The sequence below is a fragment of the Candidatus Shapirobacteria bacterium genome (assembly GCA_041659325.1).
In the GTDB taxonomy this organism is placed as follows: Bacteria; Patescibacteriota; Microgenomatia; order UBA12405; family UBA12405; genus JBAZYN01.
Genome location: JBAZYN010000001.1, coordinates 416,567 through 438,718, shown reverse-complemented (window position 1 = coordinate 438,718; position 22,152 = coordinate 416,567). Strand labels below are relative to the sequence as shown.

27 protein-coding genes, 9 tRNA genes and 1 pseudogene are annotated in these 22,152 nt (G+C 39.4%); 17 read left to right on the top strand and 20 right to left on the bottom strand.

What is annotated here, in order from left to right; all coding sequences use genetic code 11:
• The 10 genes from tgt to WC841_02305 all read right to left on the bottom strand — a co-directional run bounded on the left by tgt (position 1) and on the right by WC841_02305 (position 5,743).
• A complete protein-coding gene (gene tgt / locus WC841_02350; protein MFA5828179.1) occupies positions 1–1,098 on the bottom strand; it encodes a tRNA guanosine(34) transglycosylase Tgt in 1,098 nt (365 codons plus the stop codon).
• A gap of 303 nt (positions 1,099–1,401) precedes the next feature.
• Complete coding sequence (locus WC841_02345; GenBank protein MFA5828178.1) at positions 1,402–2,226, bottom strand: hypothetical protein; 825 nt, start codon at positions 2,224–2,226, stop codon at positions 1,402–1,404.
• 47 nt (positions 2,227–2,273) lie between these two features.
• A tRNA-Pro gene (locus tag WC841_02340) sits at positions 2,274–2,347 on the bottom strand.
• A gap of 5 nt (positions 2,348–2,352) precedes the next feature.
• A complete protein-coding gene (locus WC841_02335) occupies positions 2,353–2,562 on the bottom strand; it encodes a hypothetical protein (protein MFA5828177.1) in 210 nt (69 codons plus the stop codon).
• 22 nt (positions 2,563–2,584) lie between these two features.
• Positions 2,585–2,669, bottom strand: a tRNA-Leu gene (locus tag WC841_02330).
• 60 nt (positions 2,670–2,729) lie between these two features.
• Entirely contained in the window at positions 2,730–3,341 is a 612-nt protein-coding gene (locus WC841_02325) for a hypothetical protein (protein MFA5828176.1), read from the bottom strand.
• 20 nt (positions 3,342–3,361) lie between these two features.
• Positions 3,362–3,781, bottom strand: a complete 420-nt coding sequence (locus tag WC841_02320; GenBank protein MFA5828175.1) for a hypothetical protein — start codon at positions 3,779–3,781, stop codon at positions 3,362–3,364.
• 171 nt (positions 3,782–3,952) lie between these two features.
• Positions 3,953–4,747 (bottom strand): alpha/beta hydrolase, encoded by a 795-nt coding sequence (locus WC841_02315; protein MFA5828174.1) that lies wholly within the window; start codon positions 4,745–4,747, stop codon positions 3,953–3,955.
• A gap of 525 nt (positions 4,748–5,272) precedes the next feature.
• Positions 5,273–5,626, bottom strand: coding sequence for a tRNA-binding protein (locus tag WC841_02310; GenBank protein ID MFA5828173.1), 354 nt, complete (start codon positions 5,624–5,626; stop codon positions 5,273–5,275).
• 46 nt (positions 5,627–5,672) lie between these two features.
• A tRNA-Gly gene (locus WC841_02305) sits at positions 5,673–5,743 on the bottom strand.
• 73 nt (positions 5,744–5,816) lie between these two features.
• Here WC841_02305 and WC841_02300 point away from each other — a divergent pair.
• From WC841_02300 to WC841_02245, 12 genes and pseudogenes are all read left to right on the top strand, one after another.
• Positions 5,817–5,907 (top strand) — tRNA-Leu (locus WC841_02300).
• 176 nt (positions 5,908–6,083) lie between these two features.
• A tRNA-Phe gene (locus tag WC841_02295) sits at positions 6,084–6,156 on the top strand.
• 27 nt (positions 6,157–6,183) lie between these two features.
• Positions 6,184–6,256 (top strand) — tRNA-Gly (locus WC841_02290).
• 184 nt (positions 6,257–6,440) lie between these two features.
• Entirely contained in the window at positions 6,441–7,622 is a 1,182-nt protein-coding gene (locus WC841_02285) for an MFS transporter (protein ID MFA5828172.1), read from the top strand.
• 49 nt (positions 7,623–7,671) lie between these two features.
• Positions 7,672–7,744, top strand: a tRNA-Val gene (locus WC841_02280).
• Between the two features lie 244 nt (positions 7,745–7,988).
• Positions 7,989–8,070, top strand: a tRNA-Leu gene (locus tag WC841_02275).
• 59 nt (positions 8,071–8,129) lie between these two features.
• On the top strand, positions 8,130–8,822 hold the full coding sequence (locus WC841_02270; GenBank protein ID MFA5828171.1) for a hypothetical protein: 693 nt from the start codon (positions 8,130–8,132) through the stop codon (positions 8,820–8,822).
• Positions 8,808–8,879, top strand: a tRNA-Gln gene (locus WC841_02265). Before WC841_02270 ends, WC841_02265 begins: the two co-directional genes overlap by 15 nt.
• 27 nt (positions 8,880–8,906) lie before the next feature.
• The gene (locus WC841_02260; protein ID MFA5828170.1) at positions 8,907–9,077 is read left to right on the top strand and encodes a hypothetical protein; all 171 of its coding nucleotides are present in this window, start codon (positions 8,907–8,909) and stop codon (positions 9,075–9,077) included.
• A 26-nt stretch (positions 9,078–9,103) separates the two neighbouring features.
• The gene (locus WC841_02255; protein ID MFA5828169.1) at positions 9,104–9,265 is read left to right on the top strand and encodes a hypothetical protein; all 162 of its coding nucleotides are present in this window, start codon (positions 9,104–9,106) and stop codon (positions 9,263–9,265) included.
• A 12-nt stretch (positions 9,266–9,277) separates the two neighbouring features.
• Positions 9,278–9,655, top strand: a pseudogene (locus WC841_02250) (LOG family protein).
• Between the two features lie 111 nt (positions 9,656–9,766).
• Entirely contained in the window at positions 9,767–10,600 is an 834-nt protein-coding gene (locus WC841_02245) for a hypothetical protein (protein ID MFA5828168.1), read from the top strand.
• Positions 10,601–10,747: 147 nt separating this feature from the next.
• Here the strand turns inward: WC841_02245 and WC841_02240 are convergent, their stop codons facing one another.
• Positions 10,748–11,368: a hypothetical protein gene (locus tag WC841_02240; GenBank protein ID MFA5828167.1), complete on the bottom strand. Its 621-nt coding sequence runs from the start codon at positions 11,366–11,368 to the stop codon at positions 10,748–10,750.
• 221 nt (positions 11,369–11,589) lie between these two features.
• On the opposite strand from WC841_02240, the gene WC841_02235 reads away from it, so the two are divergent.
• Entirely contained in the window at positions 11,590–12,003 is a 414-nt protein-coding gene (locus WC841_02235) for a hypothetical protein (protein MFA5828166.1), read from the top strand.
• A gap of 99 nt (positions 12,004–12,102) precedes the next feature.
• Complete coding sequence (locus tag WC841_02230) at positions 12,103–12,828, top strand: hypothetical protein (GenBank protein ID MFA5828165.1); 726 nt, start codon at positions 12,103–12,105, stop codon at positions 12,826–12,828.
• A 14-nt stretch (positions 12,829–12,842) separates the two neighbouring features.
• Here the strand turns inward: WC841_02230 and WC841_02225 are convergent, their stop codons facing one another.
• Positions 12,843–13,961 carry a hypothetical protein gene (locus WC841_02225; GenBank protein MFA5828164.1) on the bottom strand — a complete coding sequence of 373 codons (1,119 nt, stop codon included), beginning with the start codon at positions 13,959–13,961 and terminating at the stop codon, positions 12,843–12,845.
• A gap of 165 nt (positions 13,962–14,126) precedes the next feature.
• Between WC841_02225 and WC841_02220 the strand changes: the two genes are divergently transcribed.
• Positions 14,127–14,597, top strand: coding sequence for a DUF5680 domain-containing protein (locus WC841_02220; GenBank protein MFA5828163.1), 471 nt, complete (start codon positions 14,127–14,129; stop codon positions 14,595–14,597).
• Positions 14,598–14,663: 66 nt separating this feature from the next.
• Here the strand turns inward: WC841_02220 and WC841_02215 are convergent, their stop codons facing one another.
• Both WC841_02215 and WC841_02210 read right to left on the bottom strand, forming a co-directional pair.
• A complete protein-coding gene (locus tag WC841_02215; protein MFA5828162.1) occupies positions 14,664–14,867 on the bottom strand; it encodes a hypothetical protein in 204 nt (67 codons plus the stop codon).
• A gap of 17 nt (positions 14,868–14,884) precedes the next feature.
• A complete protein-coding gene (locus tag WC841_02210; GenBank protein ID MFA5828161.1) occupies positions 14,885–15,538 on the bottom strand; it encodes a thermonuclease family protein in 654 nt (217 codons plus the stop codon).
• A 99-nt stretch (positions 15,539–15,637) separates the two neighbouring features.
• Here WC841_02210 and WC841_02205 point away from each other — a divergent pair, with 99 nt between their 5' ends.
• Both WC841_02205 and WC841_02200 read left to right on the top strand, forming a co-directional pair.
• Positions 15,638–16,078 carry an NUDIX hydrolase gene (locus tag WC841_02205; GenBank protein ID MFA5828160.1) on the top strand — a complete coding sequence of 147 codons (441 nt, stop codon included), beginning with the start codon at positions 15,638–15,640 and terminating at the stop codon, positions 16,076–16,078.
• A gap of 36 nt (positions 16,079–16,114) precedes the next feature.
• The gene (locus WC841_02200; GenBank protein ID MFA5828159.1) at positions 16,115–16,651 is read left to right on the top strand and encodes an SGNH/GDSL hydrolase family protein; all 537 of its coding nucleotides are present in this window, start codon (positions 16,115–16,117) and stop codon (positions 16,649–16,651) included.
• Positions 16,652–16,812: 161 nt separating this feature from the next.
• Here the strand turns inward: WC841_02200 and WC841_02195 are convergent, their stop codons facing one another.
• The 6 genes from WC841_02195 to WC841_02170 form a co-directional block, all read right to left on the bottom strand.
• A complete protein-coding gene (locus tag WC841_02195) occupies positions 16,813–18,084 on the bottom strand; it encodes a hypothetical protein (protein MFA5828158.1) in 1,272 nt (423 codons plus the stop codon).
• A gap of 119 nt (positions 18,085–18,203) precedes the next feature.
• Positions 18,204–18,365: a hypothetical protein gene (locus tag WC841_02190; GenBank protein ID MFA5828157.1), complete on the bottom strand. Its 162-nt coding sequence runs from the start codon at positions 18,363–18,365 to the stop codon at positions 18,204–18,206.
• 3 nt (positions 18,366–18,368) lie between these two features.
• Positions 18,369–19,706 carry an ABC transporter substrate-binding protein gene (locus WC841_02185; GenBank protein ID MFA5828156.1) on the bottom strand — a complete coding sequence of 446 codons (1,338 nt, stop codon included), beginning with the start codon at positions 19,704–19,706 and terminating at the stop codon, positions 18,369–18,371.
• A 6-nt stretch (positions 19,707–19,712) separates the two neighbouring features.
• Entirely contained in the window at positions 19,713–19,925 is a 213-nt protein-coding gene (gene secG, locus WC841_02180; protein MFA5828155.1) for a preprotein translocase subunit SecG, read from the bottom strand.
• A 1-nt stretch (position 19,926) separates the two neighbouring features.
• A complete protein-coding gene (locus WC841_02175) occupies positions 19,927–20,310 on the bottom strand; it encodes a phage holin family protein (GenBank protein MFA5828154.1) in 384 nt (127 codons plus the stop codon).
• The gene (locus tag WC841_02170) at positions 20,307–22,085 is read right to left on the bottom strand and encodes a transglutaminase domain-containing protein (protein ID MFA5828153.1); all 1,779 of its coding nucleotides are present in this window, start codon (positions 22,083–22,085) and stop codon (positions 20,307–20,309) included. The genes WC841_02175 and WC841_02170 overlap by 4 nt, the downstream gene beginning before the upstream one ends.
• Positions 22,086–22,152 lie beyond the last annotated feature (67 nt).

Here is a 22,152-nt window from a genome sequence, read left to right as displayed (position 1 = left end):
TTAAGGCCTACCAAGCCAGGAATATTTTAGCTTGTCAAATGTCCCATTTTTTAAAGCATCTCTTATTTTTTGGGTGGTATCGATCATAAATTTTAGGTTGTGGAGAGTCATCAGCCGATAGCCTAAAAGTTCCTGGGTTTTGAAAAGATGATGGATATAGGCTCTATCGAAATTTTTGCAGGAATAACACTGGCATTCCAAATCCAACGGGCTTTGATCCTTTTTATATTTTTTGTTAATTATTTGATTGTAAAACCTTTGTTTGAGATCGTGTTTTGCCTCACCTGTCCGGTTTAGAAATTGACCGGCCCGGGCAGAACGGGTGGGCATGGTGCAGTCCATAGAAGTGATGCCCATACCAAAGAAATCAAAAAGGTCATCTATCTCCCCCACCCCAAGAAGGTGGATTGATTTTTTGGTTTTTAAAACCGTGGGCATAACCCAGGAAACTGCATCGCGCATTTTGTTTTTTGGTTCGCCCACCGATACTCCGCCAATGGCGATGCCGTCAAAATCCTGCGAACAAATAAATTCGGCAGATTGAAGGCGGAGGGCTTTGAAATAACTACCCTGGACAACGCCGTATAATTTTAAATTTTGGTTTAGCTTTTTATTGAGCCTACAGTGCTCTAAAAGAGACCGGAGGGCCCAACGGTGAGTCCTATCCAGGGCCTGAGTGGCGTATTTTTTGGTGGCCGGATATGGGGTACATTCGTCAAAGGCGATTAGGTAGTCGGCGGCCAGATTGTGCTGGATTTGAATTGATTTTTCGGGGGTTAAAAAGTGGAGGGAGCCATCGAGGTGGGAGCGGAATTCTACCCCGTCTTCGGATATTTTTGTAAGTTTACCGGCGCCATTATGCTCTTTGCCTAAGGAAAAGACCTGGAAACCGCCGGAATCAGTGATAATTTGGCCGTCCCATCGGGTGAATTTATGTAGACCGCCAAATTTTTTGATGGCCCGATCTCCCGGGCGAAGATATAAGTGATAGGTGTTGCAAAAAAATATTTCGACCCCGATTTCTGAAAGCTCGCAAGGGGTCAGGGATTTTACGGTGGCTTGGGTACCGACCGGGATAAAAGTAGGCTGAGTGAGCATGGGGAATTATAACAAATAATATTTTAATTCCTCTAAATCTCCCTTTGACAAGGGAGACTTTTACTGTGACTAACGTAGTTGGGGACACCTATCACGGGCAGGTCGCGCGGTATGCTGCGGGTGGGGCGCGGCGAAGAGGCGGAGCCTCACCGACGCTAAAGCTATGGCAGACACGGTCGATTGGACAAAACTGTCGGCTCTAAACGCAAAAATTTAATAACTGAATCCTAAAACTAGCTAATATAAAAATGTTGATGTACATTATGTCAGACAAAATATGGGTAGAAAACTAAAACCTATCTTTTAATGTTTACCAAGGTGTGCCGACAGCTGCGGAATCACTACTATTGATAAGCTTGTTATACCCAAAAAACTATACAGTTGCCACCTCTCATTGGCCCAATAAATTAGCCCCTGCAGCAAAACCAAAAACAATAATTCTATCTTTTGTGCCTGTTTATCGGAATATTTTTTCACAAATAATTTTACCTGGCTTTTAACATCTTTCCACTTTTGATAAAATGACTGAGTTTTACTCGGTATTGGGATAAGGCTTAACAGCTGATAAATATAGAAACTACTATAGAGAATCGACATCCCCCACAAAATTAGTTCCCAATTCGAAACACCCCGCATCCTATCTTGTTCAATTAATGCCTCTTGTGTTAAAAAACTAGCTGTCTGGACTAGTACCAAAAGCACCAAAAAGAATGTGTAAGCCAAAAATTTTTCAGCCACGCCAAAAGGTCGACTGCTAAAAACTCGCCAAAAAAGTAACCCCATTACCACCGCTATCGGCATGATTAGACTAATATCTGCCCATAATAAAATCATCAAGACTGATACCTTTACCAACACATACCCCAATAATGTCAGGTACGACACCAGCACCTTTTCGTTGATTACAGGTAGGGCTTCATTACGGAAAGCTTCACTAAAAATGCAAATGTAGAAGAAAATCAATAATGACACAGATTTATCTTCAAAAAGCTTCTGCTTAAATAGTCCCAGAACCAGCAACGAAATCGAAAATATTATTAAGGTTTTCAACAAATTTGTTTTTTTGGGTATTCCCACTAACAGCCATGACTGCAAAATCACCCCCAAAATGATCATTAATCCTATCATCCTTACTAATTTAACCCATTATCATCCGACAAACAAGACGATCTCAGTCGGGGATACAGGATTCGAACCTGCAGCCTCACGGTCCCAAACCGTGCGCGCTAGCCAATTGCGCCAATCCCCGATAATTTAAATTATTCTTGTAATAATTTTTCTTGTTTCCGGAAATTGGGAATTTCCGGTATCAACTTCAGAAGCATCGAACACTGGTGTTCCATTAGGTCTTATTGTTAATGGATGTCGATCAATAATTCTCCCCCTGGAGTCTCGGACGACTAATTCTCTGACGGGAGTAATTTGTAGTCCAAATGGACTTAAAATTCGGTCAATTAATGCCATAATTCTTTAATTTATAACTTAGTGCCGCTGGCGGGAATCGAACCCACACGGTTTTTGAGACCACAAGATTTTAAGTCTTGCGTGTATACCAATTTCACCACAGCGGCGGATTGTTAATGTATTTTGGTTTCATCCCCTGTTCCGATGGGTAGAAAACGACTAATTTATTATGAATGGAACCATGTTGGGATGCTGAAAATGAAGAAAACCAGAGGTAGTCCAAGATGGCTTATCTGATAAGTAAACGTGTCAATTATATCAGAAATAGTTGGCTTAACTTCTATAAATAGATTATTTTCTCCCAACTCGTAGGTTTTAAGTTGTAATCCGTTCATTTCGTAATGCTTCCAAACATTGTTTTGCGTTTTTACAAAATATGATTTTTTGGGCCATTGATATAAAAAAGGTTTTGAGGAAGTTAAATTTTGGCCTATGGTAGTGGTGTTGTCGGGAAAGACAATAGACGACATTCCCGGCTCCTGGCATTGCTTGTTGGTGGGGATGTTTTTTGGTGAAACTGAGGACAAAATCGCGCAGCTGGTACAAGTGATAATGTCTTTTTGACCATCGCCGTCAATATCTGTTTGGGCATGTAGGCAAAGGTTCCAGTCATCAAGAGCATAATACTCCTTCCATGATTGAGTCAGGCTGTAACTTTCACTTGTTGACTTGAAATAAAAGAAATATATTGTTATTAGGGAGTAGATGAATATCAGTATGGCGGGAATGCTTAAGTGAACACGGGTTTTTGTTTGTTTTTTTGAAGATAAATCTTTCATCTTTTGACTGTATTTGGATATTATGGAGTGGGGTTGTCAGAGTTGAACTGGTTAATCGAAAACTTCTCGGATAAAAAGTCTTCGATTTTTTTAAGCATGTCTGTTGGATTAGAATAGGAAACGACAGCGCTAGAAATAGCTTTTAGTGAACCAGAGAGCTTTGTTCCCTGTTTGTAGAAGCATAAGATTGGTATGTGGTAACTATCGGCCCAACCCAACTCAATACCTACGCCAGTAGATGGATGGGAAACCTCCGCCATAACTAAATCTGACTTTTTTATTATTTCTTTGGAATTAACGAATCCATTACTTTCGTGAGGTAGGACAAAATGATATTGTGAGCTTAGGGAGGAGATCCTTAGGGGGGTGTAAAGTTCTGTTTTGTAGTCAAAATTTCCTGAATGCGCGACATAAACTTTTAGCATTTGATTTATTATCACACTACTGTCAATTTATGTATATTTATAATAATTCCCGTGTGTTAACAAGATTGATGTTATGATTGAATCGGATTTATTGATCAGGATTATAAATGGTCTTTGGCATTATTTTTACGACCGACTTGATTTTGCAATTAAATATTTTCAAAGAGTACTTGGATGTTAGAGATTTTAGGATTTTAACTCCTGAAATAAAATCTCATAAAATTTATCTTTAGCTTCTTTTTCAAACCAGGGGTGATGCCCACACTGTTTTAGCAAATAAAAACGGAAATTTTTTAAAATTGCCGATAGAGGCTTTTTAACTCCCGCGGAGGGATGTGGATCAAAATCGCCATGAATTGCGACTACGGGACACGTTATTTTTATTCCACTTTTGAGTAATTTGCCACTATTTCGAAGAGCATCGGCTTCTGACCATACTTTTTCATAAATTTCTGATTGAAAATTTGATTTTTCAATATCTCCCCTGCCCTGATGGGAAAGTGGATTGTACGAATCTGCCTTATTCATTAAATTACCAAATTCATTGAAAATGATGTCATTGGCTTTTCCCGTTTGGAGTAATTGGATAATCTTATTAACTCTTTTTTGCTCTGGTGTTGACAATCTTTTTAACCTTGTTTTCATTATCCTCTCGGCGTAACTGGCTTCAAACGGTCCGCTACTTACCAAAATTAATTTTTTTACCAAATTTGGGTAATGGGCGGCAAGCAAATAACTAAGCCAAGCTCCCCAAGACCAACCAATCAAGTAAACAGGGTGGGTCGTTTCTCTTTCAATTACTAATTTGAGCTCTTCAACTTGACCATCAATGGAATTTTTGGTTTGGAGGGGCTCGATTACACTGAAGTTTTTTGATAAATTTTTGGCCACTGGTTTCATCTCACCCGGGGCGCCAGGACCCCCGTGTACCAATACGACAGCAAATGGAGGTTTCCCGTAAATTCTAAAATTATCTAACATGTTTATAGTTTACTACTTTTGGGTTTGGTTCCGGTTTCCGGGATGGGATTTTCCAGGATAAAAACTACAGTTAAAAAATAGTGGCGATATTTTGGAAGAATATTGGGAAGCGGAGGTCTGCTAATTAATGGAGTAAAATTAGCTTATTTAATGATGAAATATTTGTATAAAATCTGGCGATTTTGTCTTCCTGCTTTTTTCCTGGTCGTTTTAGTTCATCTCTTGAAAGATATTACCCAGGATATTTTCAAAATTCCTACTTTTTTGGATTTTTTTGGAAATGTAAACGAGGATTTATTAGTGTTCTCCCCTCTTATACGGCAAGTAATTGCGGGTTTTGGATTTATTTCATTTGGGGTTGAGGTGTTTCTTGTAGTGGCAATTCCGAAGGTCATAATGAATAAGAAAAACTCAAAACTCGAGAGGTATGCGGTCCTTGCCCTTTTATTTCTTGTAATTTATTTTATATCCGTAACCTTGATGGACCCTCGCTTTTGACGATGAAAATTATTCTAATCTTCCGTACTAACCTGCATTTACCCCGTCAGGAACTTGTTTTTCGGGCATAGATAGGACCGGAACAATTTCATTTGTGTATCCGATATCAAATATCATCCCCTCTGAAAACTCGCCCATCATTTTTTTGGGTTCGAGGTTGACGACAAACAAAGACTGCCTCCCTTCAATTTCTTTTGGGTTCTCTCGCTCTTTTTTCATTCCAACCAAAATAATTCGCTTAAAATCTCCAAAATTAACAGTCAGCCGGACCAACTTATCTGAATTTTCGATGTCTTCAACTTTTTCGATTGTTCCTACACGAATGTCGATTTTCTCAAGATCATCAAATTTTATTGTTGGTTTTATGGGCAAAAGCTTCATATATGTAATTGATTTAACTTTTATTTATTATTTTTGTTTCTTTTTGAGCGGGATATGGGAGTCGGACCCATCATTTCACTTTGGAAAAGTGAAGTTATACCGATTAACTAATCCCGCGCTTTTCAGGATATTTTATCAAATTTGCGAGTGTTATGCGCTAGGCCTTTGGGATGATAAAATATCGGTACTTGCCATGGTGTTGAAACTGGTAGACAAGCGTCGCTCAGAACGGCGTATCCGTAAAACCGGATGTGTGGGTTCGACTCCCACCCGTGGCACCACGTAATATTTGCTTCGCAAATAAACGTGGCTGCGCAACTAAATTTGCTTTGGTGGAAATGTTGCTATGCAACATAAGTCCGACCTTTCATCGGACAACGTTGCTATGCAACCTAAATTTGCTTCGCAAATAAACGTGGCTGCGCAAAAATTAATTGATATAATACAGATACTTCTTGCCGAAGTAGCCAAGATGGTCACGGCACTGGTCTGAAAAACCTGGGATGTTGGTTCGAGTCCAACCTTCGGCACTTATTTTTGTTCTTTTGAATTATTTTGCGAGAGTAGCTCAATTGGTGGAGCGTCTCCTTGCCAAGGAGAAGGTCGCGGGTTCGAGTCCCGTCTCTCGCTCAAAGATGATGATGGTTGTGTCGTAGTTTAAAATTCTCCTAAAATCAAGTTTTTACCGAGTACGAGTAAATAATAATGTTTTATTGTTGGCCCGGAAATCTTGGATACTGGCGATAAGAGTTGGACCTATTCTCATAAAAATATAAATTCGCCTTATCACCCCTGTTTTTACTATAATAAGACCATGGAATTTCATCGAAATATTAAGCTGTTAACTTGGTTCAACTTTTTCACTGACTTTAGACCGTATGCTCCTGTGGCAATAATTTACTTTGCGAAAGTTTCCGGATCTTATACTTTGGGATTAGCCGTACTTTCGATTGAGATGTTGTCTGCGAGCATTTTCGAATTACCAACCGGGATTTTCTCTGACTTTATTGGCAGAAGAAAAACGATTATTTTGGGGGCATTAATGGCAGTTCTAACATTGATATGTTATGCAATTGGGACGAATTTTTTAATATTGGCGATGGGGAGTATTTTTGCTGGATTAGCCAGGTCTTTTTACAGTGGTAATAATCAGGCACTCCTGCATGATTCATTGAAAGAATATGGCCAAGAGGAGAATTATGCCGAGCATTCCGGTAAAGTTAGCTCTATGTTTCAGTGGGCTTTGGCCGGATCAGCACTATTTGGTGGAGTAATCGCTTATTTTTCATTTGCCTTTGTGATGTGGCTATCTCTAATACCTCAATTGATCTGTTTGTATATAGGTTTTTTGATGGTTGAACCAAAGATTCAAAATAAATCAGACCGGACAAATATCTATTCACACCTTAAAGAGGCTATTTTAAAATTTAAGGATAATTCAAAACTAAGATTATTAAGCATCGCATCAGTGCTTGAATATGGAGTCGGCGAGACAATGTATCAATTCAGTTCGGCTTTTATTGCATTGTTGTGGCCGGTATGGGCGATTGGGATATACAGAATGTTGTCTAATATTTTGGCGGCAATCGGAATGAACATTAGTGGGAAAATTATTAAAAAATTTGGTTATTTCAAGTCATTCATGCCGGGGAAGATTTACAGTCATATTGTTAGTTTGATAGCAGTCATTTACCCAAGTGTATTTTCTCCTGTTCTTATGGCTAGTTCATCATTTTCGTATGGTGTAGGTTCTGTAGCTAAAGATACTATGTTCCAAAGGGAGTTCACTGATAAACAACGGGCAACTATGGTAAGCCTGAACAGCCTTGCTGGTAATTTGTTCTTTGCATTATTTGCATTTTTATTAGGCTTTATTGCGGACAAACTATCCCCGGGCCAGGCATTAATAATTGGAGAAATAATAGTACTTCCGGTAGTATTTATATACTGGAAACTTTTTAAGAAGGATGTTTCGGTCTCTGTAGCCAAATTGTAACGTTTTGCGAAGCGATATTTTTGGGTTTTTTGGTAAAATAGGCCAGGATGGCTGTTTAGCTCAGTTGGTAGAGCGCTTCGTTTACATCGAAGATGTCGGGGGTCCGAGTCCCTCAACAGCCACAACGTAATATTTGCTTCGCAAATAAACGTTGCTGTGCCGCGTAAGTCCGACTTTTCATCGGACAACGTGGCGACGCCACTTAAATTTGCTTTGCAAATAAACGTGGCTATGCTTGTTTTTGTTGGTATAATACAGGGTACTTTTGGACAATCTGCCGATGTGGCCCGCCTTTGCCAATGCTACGGCAGGGTAAGTGAAATTCCTGCCTGCCGGCAGGCAGGGGGCACATTGAAATAAATTAATGCCGATGTGGTGAAATTGGTATACACGTACGCTTGAGGTGCGTATGCCGCAAGGTGTGGAGGTTCGAGTCCTCTCATCGGCACTTTTGGTATAAGCGAACCATTGTACTATGTACTACAAACATTTATAATGGTTTTATTAATGGCAAAAAAGAACCTTAAAAATTTGTCGGTTTCTTTGAGAAAAGATGGCTTATCTTATTCCCAGATTTTGAAAAAAGTCCCAGTGGCAAAATCTACTTTGTCTCAGTGGCTAAGATCGGTTGGCTTGTCAAAAAAACAAAAACAAGCTTTAACTGAACGTAAACTGTCAGCGATACAGAGGGGTGGTGCGAAAAAGAGAAAACAAAGGTTGCAAAAAATTGAAGCTATTGATAAAAGTACATTTAGTGATATTGGTCAACTAAGTAATCGCGATTTGTGGTTGGCAGGAATAATGTTGTATTGGGCAGAAGGTGAAAAACAAAAAGAGACTAATGTTTCCGTTGGTATAAAATTTAGCAATTCTGATTCCAGGATGTTGTCGTTTTTTATTTTTTGGTTAAAAGAGTATTTGAAGATTATTGACGATGATATCGTTTTGGAGCTTTATGTCCATGAAAAATTTAAAGAAACAAAGAATGTATTTGTAGAATATTGGTCTAATGAATTGGGTTATCCTAAAAGTAAGTTTGATAAGATTTATTTTAAGAAAAATAAAATCATGACCATGAGAAAAAATGTAGATCAGAACTATCATGGTCAAATAAGTGTGCGAGTAAGAAGAAGCACTGATTTAAATAGGAGAATTGCCGGATGGGTTAAAGGTTTTAATAAACAATGCGGGATCGTCTAATGGTAGGACACCACTCTTTGGAAGTGGATATTCTAGGTTCGAGCCCTAGTCCCGCAACACTTTATATTTAGATGAATATTATATATGGATACTAGCCATATTCTTAAGAAAGTCGGCAATGACAAAGATGTTCCGGTTGCCTTTATTTTCAAAAAAGATTGTTTACTGATTGGTCTAAGAAACTATACCCCGGACAAGTGGAAGAAGATTTCGGTTGCCGGGGCCAAAGAGGGAGATGTTGTTTATGGGTATTAGAAAAGTTTTTACGCTATAATCTACCCGTGGGGAAAAATATCTGTGTTTTTTGTTCCGTAAATGACGTTGAAGAAAAATATATTAAGGATGCTCAAGATTTGGCAAAAGTAGTTGTTAGTCATGGGTACGGCCTTATCTATGGTGGTTCAGACATCGGTTTAATGAAATTTCTTGCCTCATCAGTATGAGAATCAAAAGGTAGGCTAATCGGGATAGCTACTGAAATAATTAAAGATGCTGTTAGCACGGATTTAAGTGAAGTATATATAACCAAAACTCTGCCCGAAAGAAAAGTTCTAATGGCTGAAAAAAGTGATGCGTTTGTGCTTCTGGTCGGTGGAATCGGATCAATAGATGAAGTAACTGAACTACTAGAGCTGAAAAAACAAAAGCAGCATAACAAACCAATTGTGGTCTTAAATACAGATGGCTTTTACGATGGTCTAAAAAATCAATTCAAGAGAATGAAACAAGAGGGGTTCATCCGACAGGTACTAGATGATATGATTTATTTCGTCGATACGCCCGTTCAAGCAATTGGATATATCGACAAAATGATAGCCAATATTCCTGTATAAATTAGTATCTTACCGGCTTTAGAGGCCCTCCCCGGCGAGTAAGCGGGCAGGGTGGGTGTTATAGTTTTATGAATACAGTTTGAATTTTTCGGTATACTATCAACAAGAAAAATGAAAATTATTCCAGATTTGAACTCAAGTCAGACTTTGTCCATAATCAGTATTCCTGTAGTTGGATATATTGCTGCTTTTTGCTATCTCACGGGTAAATATACTTTTCTTAATTTACCAGTAATTTTCGTAGAAGTTAACACAGAAACAGCAATTCTGTCATCCTTGTTGGTGCTATTTGTATTAGCTGTCTTAATGTTTTCATTTTTTCTCTCAACAAAGTCTCCAAATAAAAAAGAAGACGAAGAATTTAAGCCTTTAACTAAAAAAAATCTAATATTTGCATTTGTTGCAGTCTTGGCCGTATTTATAATTTTTACCTATCTAATTTTATCTATTTCTATTCTCCTACCCGTACTTAAATCGGCATTGATATTATTCATTTTTTTACTTTTAATAATATATATTTTTGTAATTCCACTTTTTCAATATCCAAATGAAAAAAGTTACCTATCAAAATATAATTTGTACTCGGAAAAAATTTTTAAAGCGAACCTAGCAAATAAAGAAAAGAAAAAAGATATAAATGTTGATATTTCTTTTATTACTAAGTTCCTGAGAATTAACTATGTTTTCTATCCCGCTTTTATTATTATATGGACTTTACTCTCATATGGAATTGGTTACTCTGATATCCAGTCACAAACAAAATTTCCAATTAGTACTATAAATGACGAAAGCTATATAATAGCTGGAAAATATAATGGAGATTTATTACTTGTAAACGTCGATATAAAAAATAACATTATTTTGAATAAAATTATTCTTAAGCCCATGGACGAGACTTTAATGGTACAACAAAAAGATATTGGAAAGCTAAATCAAATAAAATAAAAGTAAAGTTAGCATTGGGGATATATAGACAATTCAGTTATAAGGATAGAACAGTCTGTAGCCATACTGCTTAACAGTTTCTGCAAATTGAAGCAGGTTGATGTGGCGCGTGCCGCGCTCGGCTCGACGGTAAACTAAAATGTTTTGTTAGTAGCCACTAAGAGTTTCCCACCTTACTGTTTCCAAAATGGATTTATGACCTTCTTCGTTCCCTACATAGTCCCGAACAACATCCACGACGACAGGTTCTCCTTGTTCCGGTAAGTATTTTGCCCAAGTGTGTCCGCCGCCAGTAAATTCGTTCTCCCAATCAGCTTCTTCTAAGGTAAAAGCGCCTTGAGCCATCCCCTTTTCTCTAAGTTTTTCGAACAATAAAATTAAGGTCAGCGTGGTTTGAGAACAATTACCGATACCATTTTTGGCGTAGTCTTCCAGGGAAGCTGGATTTTTGGACTTACGTAGTTGTCTTTCGAAGTCAATAACTTTATTAATGCCTTGGTGTGGAAAGGCTGTGGCTACGATTCCTTTTAACTTATTAAGAACAGTTTGTGGAGGAGAAAGACTATCGGTGCGAAAAAATGTTTCCGCTTGAAGGTAAAGTGCTTGAAGAGTAGGTGAGCTATCAAAATCGACAGTATAATTATAACCTTTACCATATAGGCCTTTGTCTACTGTAAGAGGAACTCCTGTCTTGATAACACTATATTGTTTATTATCAAATGTGCTGGTTTCGTCGGAGGGGGATTGTGTTGTTTCCCTTTTGTCCATGCGTTAATTATATCTCATTGTGTATTGATATCCGGAAATCACGCGCAAAAAATTAAAAAATGGTCCGCACTGTTGAAATTTTGTTTTCGCTATCTGTAACTTGGAATAATTTCTTAATCGAGTCTCCCTTAGAGGCCCACCCCGGCGGGTAAACCGGCAGGCAGGGTGTTACAATTTGATGAATACAGTTTGAATTTTTCGGTATACTCTCAACAAGAAAAATGAAAATAGCAATCCTTGGTAGCATGGTTTTTTCTGATGAAATGTTGAAGTTGAAATCTGGTTTGGAAAAAATAAATCACGAGGTTGTAATTTCAAGCTTCACAAAAGGGTACGCCGGAAAAGATATTGAAGAAATAACCAGATTAACAATAAAAGATAAGAATGATAATAACGGGTTGATTGAATTATGCGAAAGCTTAAAAGACGTTGACGCAATCTTAGTTTTAAATTTAGATAAAAAAGGCATTAAAAACTATATAGGTGGAAATACTTTAATTGAAATGGGATATAGTTTTATTTTAGGAAAGAAGATTTTTCTGTACAACCCGATTCCAGAAATTGAGTTCTATAAATCAGAGATAGTGGCAATGAGCCCAATTGTAGTAAATGGAAATTTAAGCCTGATTAAATAATGGCGGATTAAAGGTCTGAATTAAGTCTTTGATACAATAAATTACCTTATTTAACTTAACTGTGGTTAGAAATGAATCTATGTGGGGTAACCAGGGAATATGGCAATAAATAATGAGGAGATGGAAAATAAAATAGAGGGTCTTGTTGATAACATAAAATCAAAATTTCCAAATGCTGGGTGTATTGTTTTAGCTGATTTTGACCAATGTATTGTCAGAGATCATGTAAGTAGGCTAAATACGAATTATTTTTCGGATAATTATCCGGTAAACCAGGAGAAATTATCGTACGGGAAAAGCGGTGAAGGTCGAGAGCAAGTTAGGGCTTTATGCGAACTCTTGATAGGTTTAAAGGTTGAGGTTATCAAAAACAGTATTAGAAAATTAATTGGTGGCACTGTTTTGAATCCAAACGGAGAACCTTTTTTGAATATATGCAAAAAAAATAAGATTCCGATTGTGTTTGTCTCTTGCGGATTAGAATGGTCGGTTGAGGAATTATGCAGAAAACACAATTTATCAGGAATATTTTGTATTGGAGACACCTTTACGGAAAAAAATGGTATAGTGACGGGGGTTTCCGGATGCTTGGGAGCTGAAGATAAAGGCGTAGTTGCAAAAAAATTTGTGGAAAGATTTCCTGATCGGAAAATAATCACAGTCGGACATTCTGCCGCTGATAGGTTTCTGGTTGAAGGTGGAACTGCTGGCTATAGAGTAAATTTGGATAGCGCAGGCAGTTTGACAAATTTTGAAGAAAATTATGATATTGTTTCAGTAGGATTGGACTGGAAACCTGTAACGGATATGGTTCAAATGGGTTGAGGTATATGGCCTTATTATGGGAGAATATCTCGAAATGATTTCTGAGACTCCGGGTCACCAAAAGACCAATTTTGTTCAATCCCCTGACCTAATTTGTCTTGTGCGAAAACTGAAACTTGATCGACATTAGGATATTGAGCAAGGACACCCGGAATTGCCCTGATCCAATCAGGGCGATAAGGTCTTTTCGCACAACCGGTATTTAGAGTGATAGGTACCCCCCATTGGGAAATTTGATCAAGAATCGGCCCATACACCTCCTTAAAAGTTTTCTCGGGAATTTCGTCAGTATCAAAGTTAAAACCGCTGACAATAACTCGATCAACAAGTCCCTCTATTTTGGCAAAATAGGTTTCAGGATCGTTTTCAGGTACTAATGGGTAAGTAGCAAAATTTAGAGATAGGGCCATTTGGCTATTATGGGGCGCTTTGTTTTTTATAATATCGTGAACACGTCTGAATGCTTCTTTAAATCTAGGACATTGATTTTGGATTTGATCACCCATATTGATTTCCGGTAGGATTGCCACAGTTACTTTAATCCCCCGTTTGTGAATTGCAGCAATATTTTCTCCTAATTGCGTAAAGAATTCATCCATCTTTCCATCGGCGATTTGGTCACAAGCCGTTTCACTACTAGACTCAACATAGAGAATTATTTCGCCGTTTGGTTGGCTTTCTTTATTTTTAGAAAGCGATGCCGCCTCAATTAAATCTGGGGGTAGGGTGGGATCTTTGTCTTCCATGCCCATAAACTTGGTAACGAGCGGACCAACTGTACCAAAATTAGCGGCTTGGAAGGCAGTGTCAGCATTAGGTCCCTGGCCGGTAAAATAGCCCCATTTTTCCGGTAACTTGCCCGGATTAAGGACTTCTTTTGCGACGAACGTTTCTTTGGTTGGTTTTGGTGCTTCGGTAGCTTGTGGTACAGCAGTATTAGCGGTGTTATCTTTTGTCTCCACTTCTTTTGGGGCCATAGTGGCGGCTGCCTTCGGAGGTTCTACTTTGGTTGGGGCAGATGTCGGTGGGGCTTCGACAGCCTTAGGTCTTGGTTTACAGGCGTCAAGAACAACTCCGCTAGCAGCACTCGCGACAAGTCTTAAGAAATTTCTGCGAGTTAGTAGTCTCTCCATATATATATAAATTTATATTATACAAACTGGATTCGTTTTAGAACTTACTTTGGGTCAGTCGGAATTTTGCTGCATTTGAATTGCTAGCTAGTTGTTACTTAAACTAAGTAGTGACATAATCAACGAGAGCCAACAAAAGGTCTTTTTTTGAACCACAAAAATAAAATGAATATTGAATCATTAAAAAAGTTTCTTATCGATTCAAACAATGCCGGTTATGCCGGTGGTAAGACGAAAAAGTGGGAAAAGGAGCCAGATGGCTCCACCACAATTCCGTTTGAAAAGGGGGAATGGAGATCTCATGACAATTTCTTTGGCGGCGAACCTTATGGGGGGAGAACCATTGTTTTTTACGAGGGTAAGCCCTGTTGGATGATGGTTTATTATGGATGGGTTGAGGAAGGAGTTGAAACCAATTCTGTTTACGGAATTTTGAGAGATGCACTGAAACTTATGCCGGCTGATTATCCATTTAGGGGACCGAAAGAATTTAGGGAAGGAGAATATGTTTACACAAATACCTGGCGGGGTGAGGCGGATAAATTTTTTGGGGAAGAAAAAATATTTTTGGGGGATAAGTTAATATACAAGGCGAATTATTTGGGCGGATTGGTTGACCAAAGAGGGGGAGTTTGATTCTTTATTCGGAAGGGTTAAGTCTAAGTTTTCTAAAAAACTAGAAGTACAGATTACAACACTTTTTTATTTCTGGATAATTTCCAAAACTTTGTCAGCCCATTTTCTATCGCTTTGTTTTTCTTGGTCAGTTAATTCATTGTATGGAGTATTGATTTGTTTTTTCCACTTGGCGATATTTTCCTCAGTTAAATTATTTAACATAAATTTTGACCAACAGGTCCACTGCAAATGTTCGAGTTTCGCCAGTTCTTCTCTTAAATCTTTCATACGATATTGTAACCTATCTATTGTTGACTATAGGTTTTGTTGTAACAATTTTCTGATTTGGTATAGCCTGATTTTTGAGCTTGGGCCTCGGTGCAAAACCACTGGTCACCCAGATCTTTTTCGACGATAACCCGGGAATAATCGCTGCAGCCCGGGAAGAAATAAAGATACCGGCCGTCTCGGGAGGCATTGCCCTTGATTATACATTTGGAATTGGTAGGATTTTCGGTTTGTCGACAGAGAGGACTAAAAACACCAAATTTGTTGGCTTGGGCGACTTGGGAATAATAAAGAAGAAGATCGCTTTGGGTGGAATTAATACTGTTGTATCTCCCCCACCCTGATTTGACGAGCTCACCGTTTACAAAAGTTTTGCCGACATAAACGAGAGCTACCAGACGGCTGTATTTGTCGGCGATAATTTCTTTGAGATAAACATTTTTGCCCTTGACTAAAGTCTCAAGTTGTTTTTTGGCCTCAGAGCTGCCGCAACGGGAAAACTCGGAGGAGTCAACACTTAGAAGACGAACTTTTTGGAATTTGTCGGTAATTATGGTGTCGCCGTCGATTACATCTATAATTTTGTAGGTGTTGCGGGCGGGAGGAGTTTTGGGAGGATGAGAGAAAAGATTATTGACAAAAGATAGGGCGATTAGTGTAGAAAGGAACACAAAATAAGTTTAGCATTGTTTGGTAGAATAGGATTATATGGAAATATTTGATGTGGTTGATGAAAATGATGAAGTGGTGGGGCAGGCAAGCAGGGAGGAATGTCACAGGATCCTAAACTAATTCATCGTACGGTTCATTTTACCTTGGTTGACAAGAAGGCAAAAAAGATTTTGATTACCCAAAGAGCGATGAGTAAAAAAACAGATCCGGGGAAAATATGTTTTTTGGGAGAACACGTAATTTCGGGAGAGTCGTATGAAGAGGCACTGGTTCGGGGAGTCCAAGAAGAACTGGGGATTGAGCCAAAAAATTTTAGAGAAATGTCGGGTGATCTTTTTAGGTTTCCCGAACAAACTGAATTTAGCAAGTTTTTTGTTGTCGAGTGGAATGGGGAAAAGATTGACTATAAGGATGATGAACTTATGAATATCAGGTGGGTTAGCAGGGAGGAACTAGTGTGTTTGCCGCTTGATTATTCTAATACTTCCAAAAAATGGGTGGAAACAATAGATTGGGGGCTGGGGCTAACCGGAGAGTAGATGGGGTTTTGGTAGAATAGATTATCTTTTTAAAAAATGGATAAAACATATTGTATTTTTGGAGACAGTGTTGCCCAGGCTGCTTATGTAAATGCCGGCTGGGTGGAACTTTTAAGACGATATTTGGAAAATAAATATTTTGATAGCTTTGTTAATGTATTTAATTTGGGAATTGGCGGAAACACGACTGATGATGTTTTGAAACGGTTTGAAGGTGAGGCGTCGGTAAGAAATCCTGACTCGATTATTTTTGCTATAGGGATTAACGACACAAAAGATTATAATCCTGAACTTTTTGTAGTTAATCTAATAAAATTGGTGGATACGGCGAGTAGATTTACAAAAGACATAAATTTTGTAGGTCTGGTTTTGGGCGACTGGAGGGGGGATGAACCATTTAGCTGCGACAGTACGGCTGAATATAATAAACTTATTGAGAAAATTACGCAACAAAAGGGAGGCCGGTTTATTTCTTTGCAGGAAAAGTTATTGGCCGAGGATTTTGCGGATGGGCTTCACCCAAATAAACAGGGACATAAAAAAATGTTTGAGGTGATTCGGGAGTATTTTTGAAGATTGTGGATGAATATGGGGAGAGGGGCGGTCTTGTATTTCTTGCCGTAAACCATGCCTGCCGGCAGGCAGGGATTGCCACGTCGCTTTGCTCCTTCCGCCAAAGGCGGACAGGCGCAATGACCCTCCTGCGCCAAGGCTACGGAGGGCAAGACGGGAGGTTATCTTTTGGAAAAGATGATGATTTCCCGGGAGACTGTTTGATCGGGGCGGTAGTAAACGATGGTTCCCCTATCGGTGAGAGTCAGATGAAGCTTGTCCTGCTCTGCGGCGTATTTATCGGGCAGATAATTTTTTTGGTCAAAACCAATTTGCTTTAAATTATTTATAATTTCTAGGTAATAGAAACTATCTTTATATTTGAAGACCGGGAAAACTATGACAATGGTGCCGAATTTTGAAAGGATAGAAGAAAACTCTTTAAACGATTCTAAATATAGAAGCTCCAACTTTTTGATTTCCTGACTAATTTGCAGAGGGTTGAAACGGATGGCTTTTGGAGAACCCAAATATGGCTCGGTAATGACGGCATCGATGCTTTTTTTGGCAATTTTTTGCGATATTTTTTTGGCATCGGATTGGAAAATACCAACCTCTGAGCTTTTGTCGATTTGCGGATAATTTTTTAAGACCCACTCGGTATTGGTTTTTGAGTTTTCGACGGCGACCGGGTCGATGTCTGAGCCGGTGATGTGGTTGAATCCCAATAACAGCATTTCCATAAGATAGGTTCCGCTGCCGCAGAAGGGATCGAGAAGAGGCTGATCGGTGGTTTTTCGGGCAAGGTTAACCATCATTTTTGCAAGTTTGGGCGGGGTCATGCCGGAGCGGGAATCCCGGGCGGGCCGCTCGTAATCGCGGAAACTATAACTTTTGTAGTCTTGGATGGCGATTGTTTTGCCCACATAGATTGTTTCTTTGCCGACAGCGACCACTAGCTCATAACCTTTGGAGAGAATTTTGGTGTTGTCTACGCTAGCAGTTGGAATAATTCTTTCTTTGATCGGCAGAAAATTACTTTTTATATTGTGCTTTGACAAATATTTTTTTATTTCACTGACCAAAGCCCCCGTTAAGCTAAAAGCTTTGTTTAAATCCTTGTACTTGCATCCGGCTCCGTAAAGGCTAAGGCCGGATTGAATATGGTCACTTGTTTGGTTGGGAAAAAGGTAAGGGCCGAGGATGTTTTGGGGGGTAGAAAAAAAGTCGGAAAGGTCTGCGGAGGAGTGGATTTTTATAAGCTTGGCGGTACTGCCAAAGTCGTTTATGGAAATAACTTGATCGAGCTCAATGGGGGTGCTAATAATTAGAGTTTCCTGCGAGGCCTCGATAATTTCGAAGCTAATTTCCTTTTGGTAAAGGACATTAATAATTTCGACCTTGCAGAGGGAGTGGTTGGTGCCGAGGGCGAAACAATATAGATTATTGGTCATGGTTGTATTTTACCATTTGGATATGCCCTATCTGTCTGGAATATGGAAATTGAGGGGGTTGTTAGCACTTGGGGTATAAGACTGCTAATACGTAAAAGATATGTAGAACTGAGGCAAAATTATTTTTGAATCGGTATAGTGGTGGGCGGAGGTGGCAGAACCAGAGGCTGGGCTTCGAGTTTTTTGAGAACATCAAAATCAATGCTCTGGTAGGAGAGATAACCGGCATAGGACAAAAGCAAAAGAAAGATAAAAACAGCACCTAATTCGAATTTGGTCATATGTTATTTTATTCTGGAAAATGTAAATGAGGTGGGGTAGAAAAGGAAGATGGCCGGTGATTCTTCCGAGAGAAATTGCTGAAAATCGAGATAGGTTTTTTTGCGCTCGGTAATGTCGGTTTGGGTGCGGCCCTCCTCCAGAAGCTTGTCGATGCGGGAATTGTTTAGATGGGTGATATTGGTTTCGGTTTGGGTAGAGTGCCAAAAGGTATATTGGTCGGGGTCGGAGGGGATGCCTGAATATGCCAAAATTGCGTCGTAATTTTGGTTGTCAATTTGGTTTTCGACGGTGATTGTTGTTTTGATGCCCAGGTTTTGCTCCCATGAGGAGCTGATTTTTTCGGCAATTGGCAGAAGGGTTCTATCGGTGACCGATAAATTCAATTGTTCAATTTTGGTGTCGCCAATTAATTCTTTGGCGCGGGCCGGGTTGTAAGTATATTCCTTGACCGAGGGATTGTAGGCCCAGGAATTTGGGGGAATCGGGCCAAAGCATCTTTCATTTCTGTCGGTGGTTTTGGGGGTGGCGTAACTGAGTGCCTGGCGAGTAGACTTTGAATCGTATTTGGCAGTATTGATAAAAACAGCGGCATATTTTTTGTCGGAATGGATTTTTTGGGTAATTTTTGTGTTTGCCCAGGAGGTCATTTCGGGGGGGAGCAAGCCAGTAGCGGCTTCATCAATCTCTCCCAGTTTATAGGCATTGATTACACCTTCGGCATCGGGATAAAACTTGTAGGTGATTGAAGTGCGGTTGGCTTTGTCGGTGGGGATAATGGTGATTTGTTTTACGAAGCCTTCGCTGTGGGTGACTTGTTTGACCAAATATTCACCCAGGCCGACAAGATTTTTTTGGATAAGCGGTTTGGTTAGGGCAGAGAGGATGGGGGTAAAGGGTTTGTTGAGACTGATTTTTAGTGAGGTGTCGGATATGGGCTCAATTTTGATTCCGGCAATATTATAAAAAATGTCATCGGCGGTAAATTTTTTGCCGCTATGCCAATAAATATTGTCATTTAACTCGATGATGTAATCAAGGTTGTTGTTTTGAATGTCGAAGGACTTGACCAGCGGAGAAAGATCCGGGCGGTCGTTTTCTTGATTGATAAATAAGCCATAGCTGATTTTCTCCAAAATGTTTGAGGGGAGGTTTTGGGAGGTAGAGAGACCTTCGACGCCGATAATCCGATTTGATTTGAACTGATTTTGATAGAAAGTAATCAGCTGGTTTCGGCCAATAAAAAAAACAGAGCCGACCAGGAACCCGCCGAGGAGAAGGACCAGGTTTCGCTTCAGATAATTTAAATAGAGTTCTAGGGTAAACCTGAGTTTTTTGATCAAAAGGAGTTAAATTATTGTTTGAATAATTGACGAAATTAGGAATAAAATCAGACAGATTATGGTCAGACTAAATAAAGTTTTTTCCCAGCCTCTTTTTTGATACTCGACCGATGACATGATGTTTCCCCGGCTGTTGCTTTCGTCGTTTGGCTGAAGGAAGATGAGAACGGAAAGGACAAGGGATAGTATTATTTGAAAAATTATCAGGGTAGTTTTCATATTAACTTTTTTTTCTGTATAAAATTATATTGAATATATATAGCAGAAAACTGATGGTAAGTGAACTGGCAAGATAGGCAAAAAAGCCTTCCAACTTAAAATTGAAGGCAGTGAAATTATTGATTTGAAAACCGCTGATTAAAAAAATGGCGATATATAAGCCCAGGGTGTTGATGACAATCCTGATTGTGCCCAAGGTCAGAATGTTTATGGGGAGAAGGAGAATTTTTATAATCGGCTTTAGGACTAATTCGAAGATGGTTAAAACAAGAGCCACCTTGATAATTGTCGGAACAACCGGCGAGAAAGAAAGATTTTTCCAAATCTCGTTTTCGGTGATGAGACAGAAGATGATTATGAGAAAAAGACGGAGGAATCTTTTCATATTTTTGGTTTTTTTGTACCAGTCACTATTATACCTCCAATAGCCAGTGTAAGCATAAGAATACCGATAGTAATCCCCAAATTTAGGAAGTGGGGAGGATAGACAATTTGATATTCGGTCGGGGCTATTTTGTCTGATGAGACCATAATTTTTGTTTTTTGATTAATCGGCAGAAGGGAGACTAAGAATGGCATTTTGGGAATGTCGATGGTTAATTTCCCAAACGGAGGGAGAGTGCTTATCGTCTTGGTCCAATTTGAATTGGTAATGGAGACGGCGATTTGCCCTATTTGATTTGGGTTTATATTTTTTATATCAACTTGGGGATTAGTGAGGGGAGTGTATTTGGAGGCGGTAACTTGGGGGGGAGAGAAACTTTCCTCTAGCTCCTCGGTGGCAAAAGAGACATCAACCGTCTTTATATTTTTGTTGTCTTTGTAGGAACCGGGTGGGGGCGGATATTGACTGTCTAATCCGTGAATGACAAAGGTAAAATGGTTTAGATCGAGGTTGGTGAAATAATCAATTCCGTTGGTGGTTTTTTCCCAGGTGGGATCGATGGAAACCCATAGCTTTTTTGATTTGTCCCAATACTGCGGCCAGGCGTGGAGAATGTCGGCGTTGGTGTTGGTCGGTTTTATTTTGGGATTGTTGGTGTAGGCGAAGCCCTCGATTTCCCGGGCGGGGATTTTTTTGGCTCTGGCTAAAGTAACAAATAGGTCGGTAAATTCCGTACACAAGGATTCACCGGGGGTACGGATTGCTTCGAGGGCGCCTTTGCGGCCGGATGAGTCGATTCTCTTGTAGTCATAAGACAGGGCGAAGACAACATATTTGTGGATATCTTTGGGTGTTTTTAGTTTTTCGGCAATACTTGCTATGGTAGGATCGTCGGTTGGCCAGAAGGACTCGGGTTTTGTGTAGATTTCGGTGTTTATATCTACCTGCTGCGGGGATGGCGGTGAAATTTTGACCTGGCCGGAAGCGATAACGGATATCTCTTGGTTTGGAGACAGCTGATATTGAGCCAACCAGTTTCCGTCGGCGTCTATCAAGACATTGTTTGGGCTGGGGGTGAGGCCGGAAAATATTACTGATTGGCTTTCGGTGGTAGGCGGAATGGCAATTTCGGTGTTGATTGTATCTGAGGAGGGATTGTTGAGGAAATATTTTAATTCGAAGTTGAAGAGTTGAAAATTACCGAAGGTCAGGAGGATTTTTTTGTTGGCCGCCTGGTTTGGGGAAAGTTGGATTTGATTCTGGTTGTTGGAGGCGAGGAGGGTTTTTGCCGCAACGGAGGAAAATGATAATTTACCGAAAGAGGTGGGAGTATTGACGGTGACACTGGTGGTATCGTTTTCAGATAAAGTATTGTATTCGGGAATATTTATTTCCCAGATACTCCCTTTGTGGATGGCAAATTTGCCCATGGAATAAGAAAGGTTGAAGGTGTTTGTCTTGTCTTTTCCTACCGCTGGTTGGTTTAATTCCAGATTGATAGTGGTTTTGTCGCCTTTTGTTTCGGAGGTGATTACAATATTTCCGTATTCATCGTTTCCAACTATGTTTTTTATATCGGATCCATTGATTTCTATAGTATATTTTTTTATGTAGATTTGGGACAAATTGTTTGTCAGGGTAATTTTTTCCTGAACCAGGGCATTTCCGGCTTGATCGACATTGTAAACTATTTCCTGAACTGATTTAAACTCACCGGCGGCGAAAGATGGGGATGGAAAGGCTATAAGTAGTGCGAGAAAAATAATGGCAAACATAATGTATGTTTAAATATAACATTTAGTCAGTTTTGTTTTGGTAGTTGACTTCGGGTATTATTCGCGT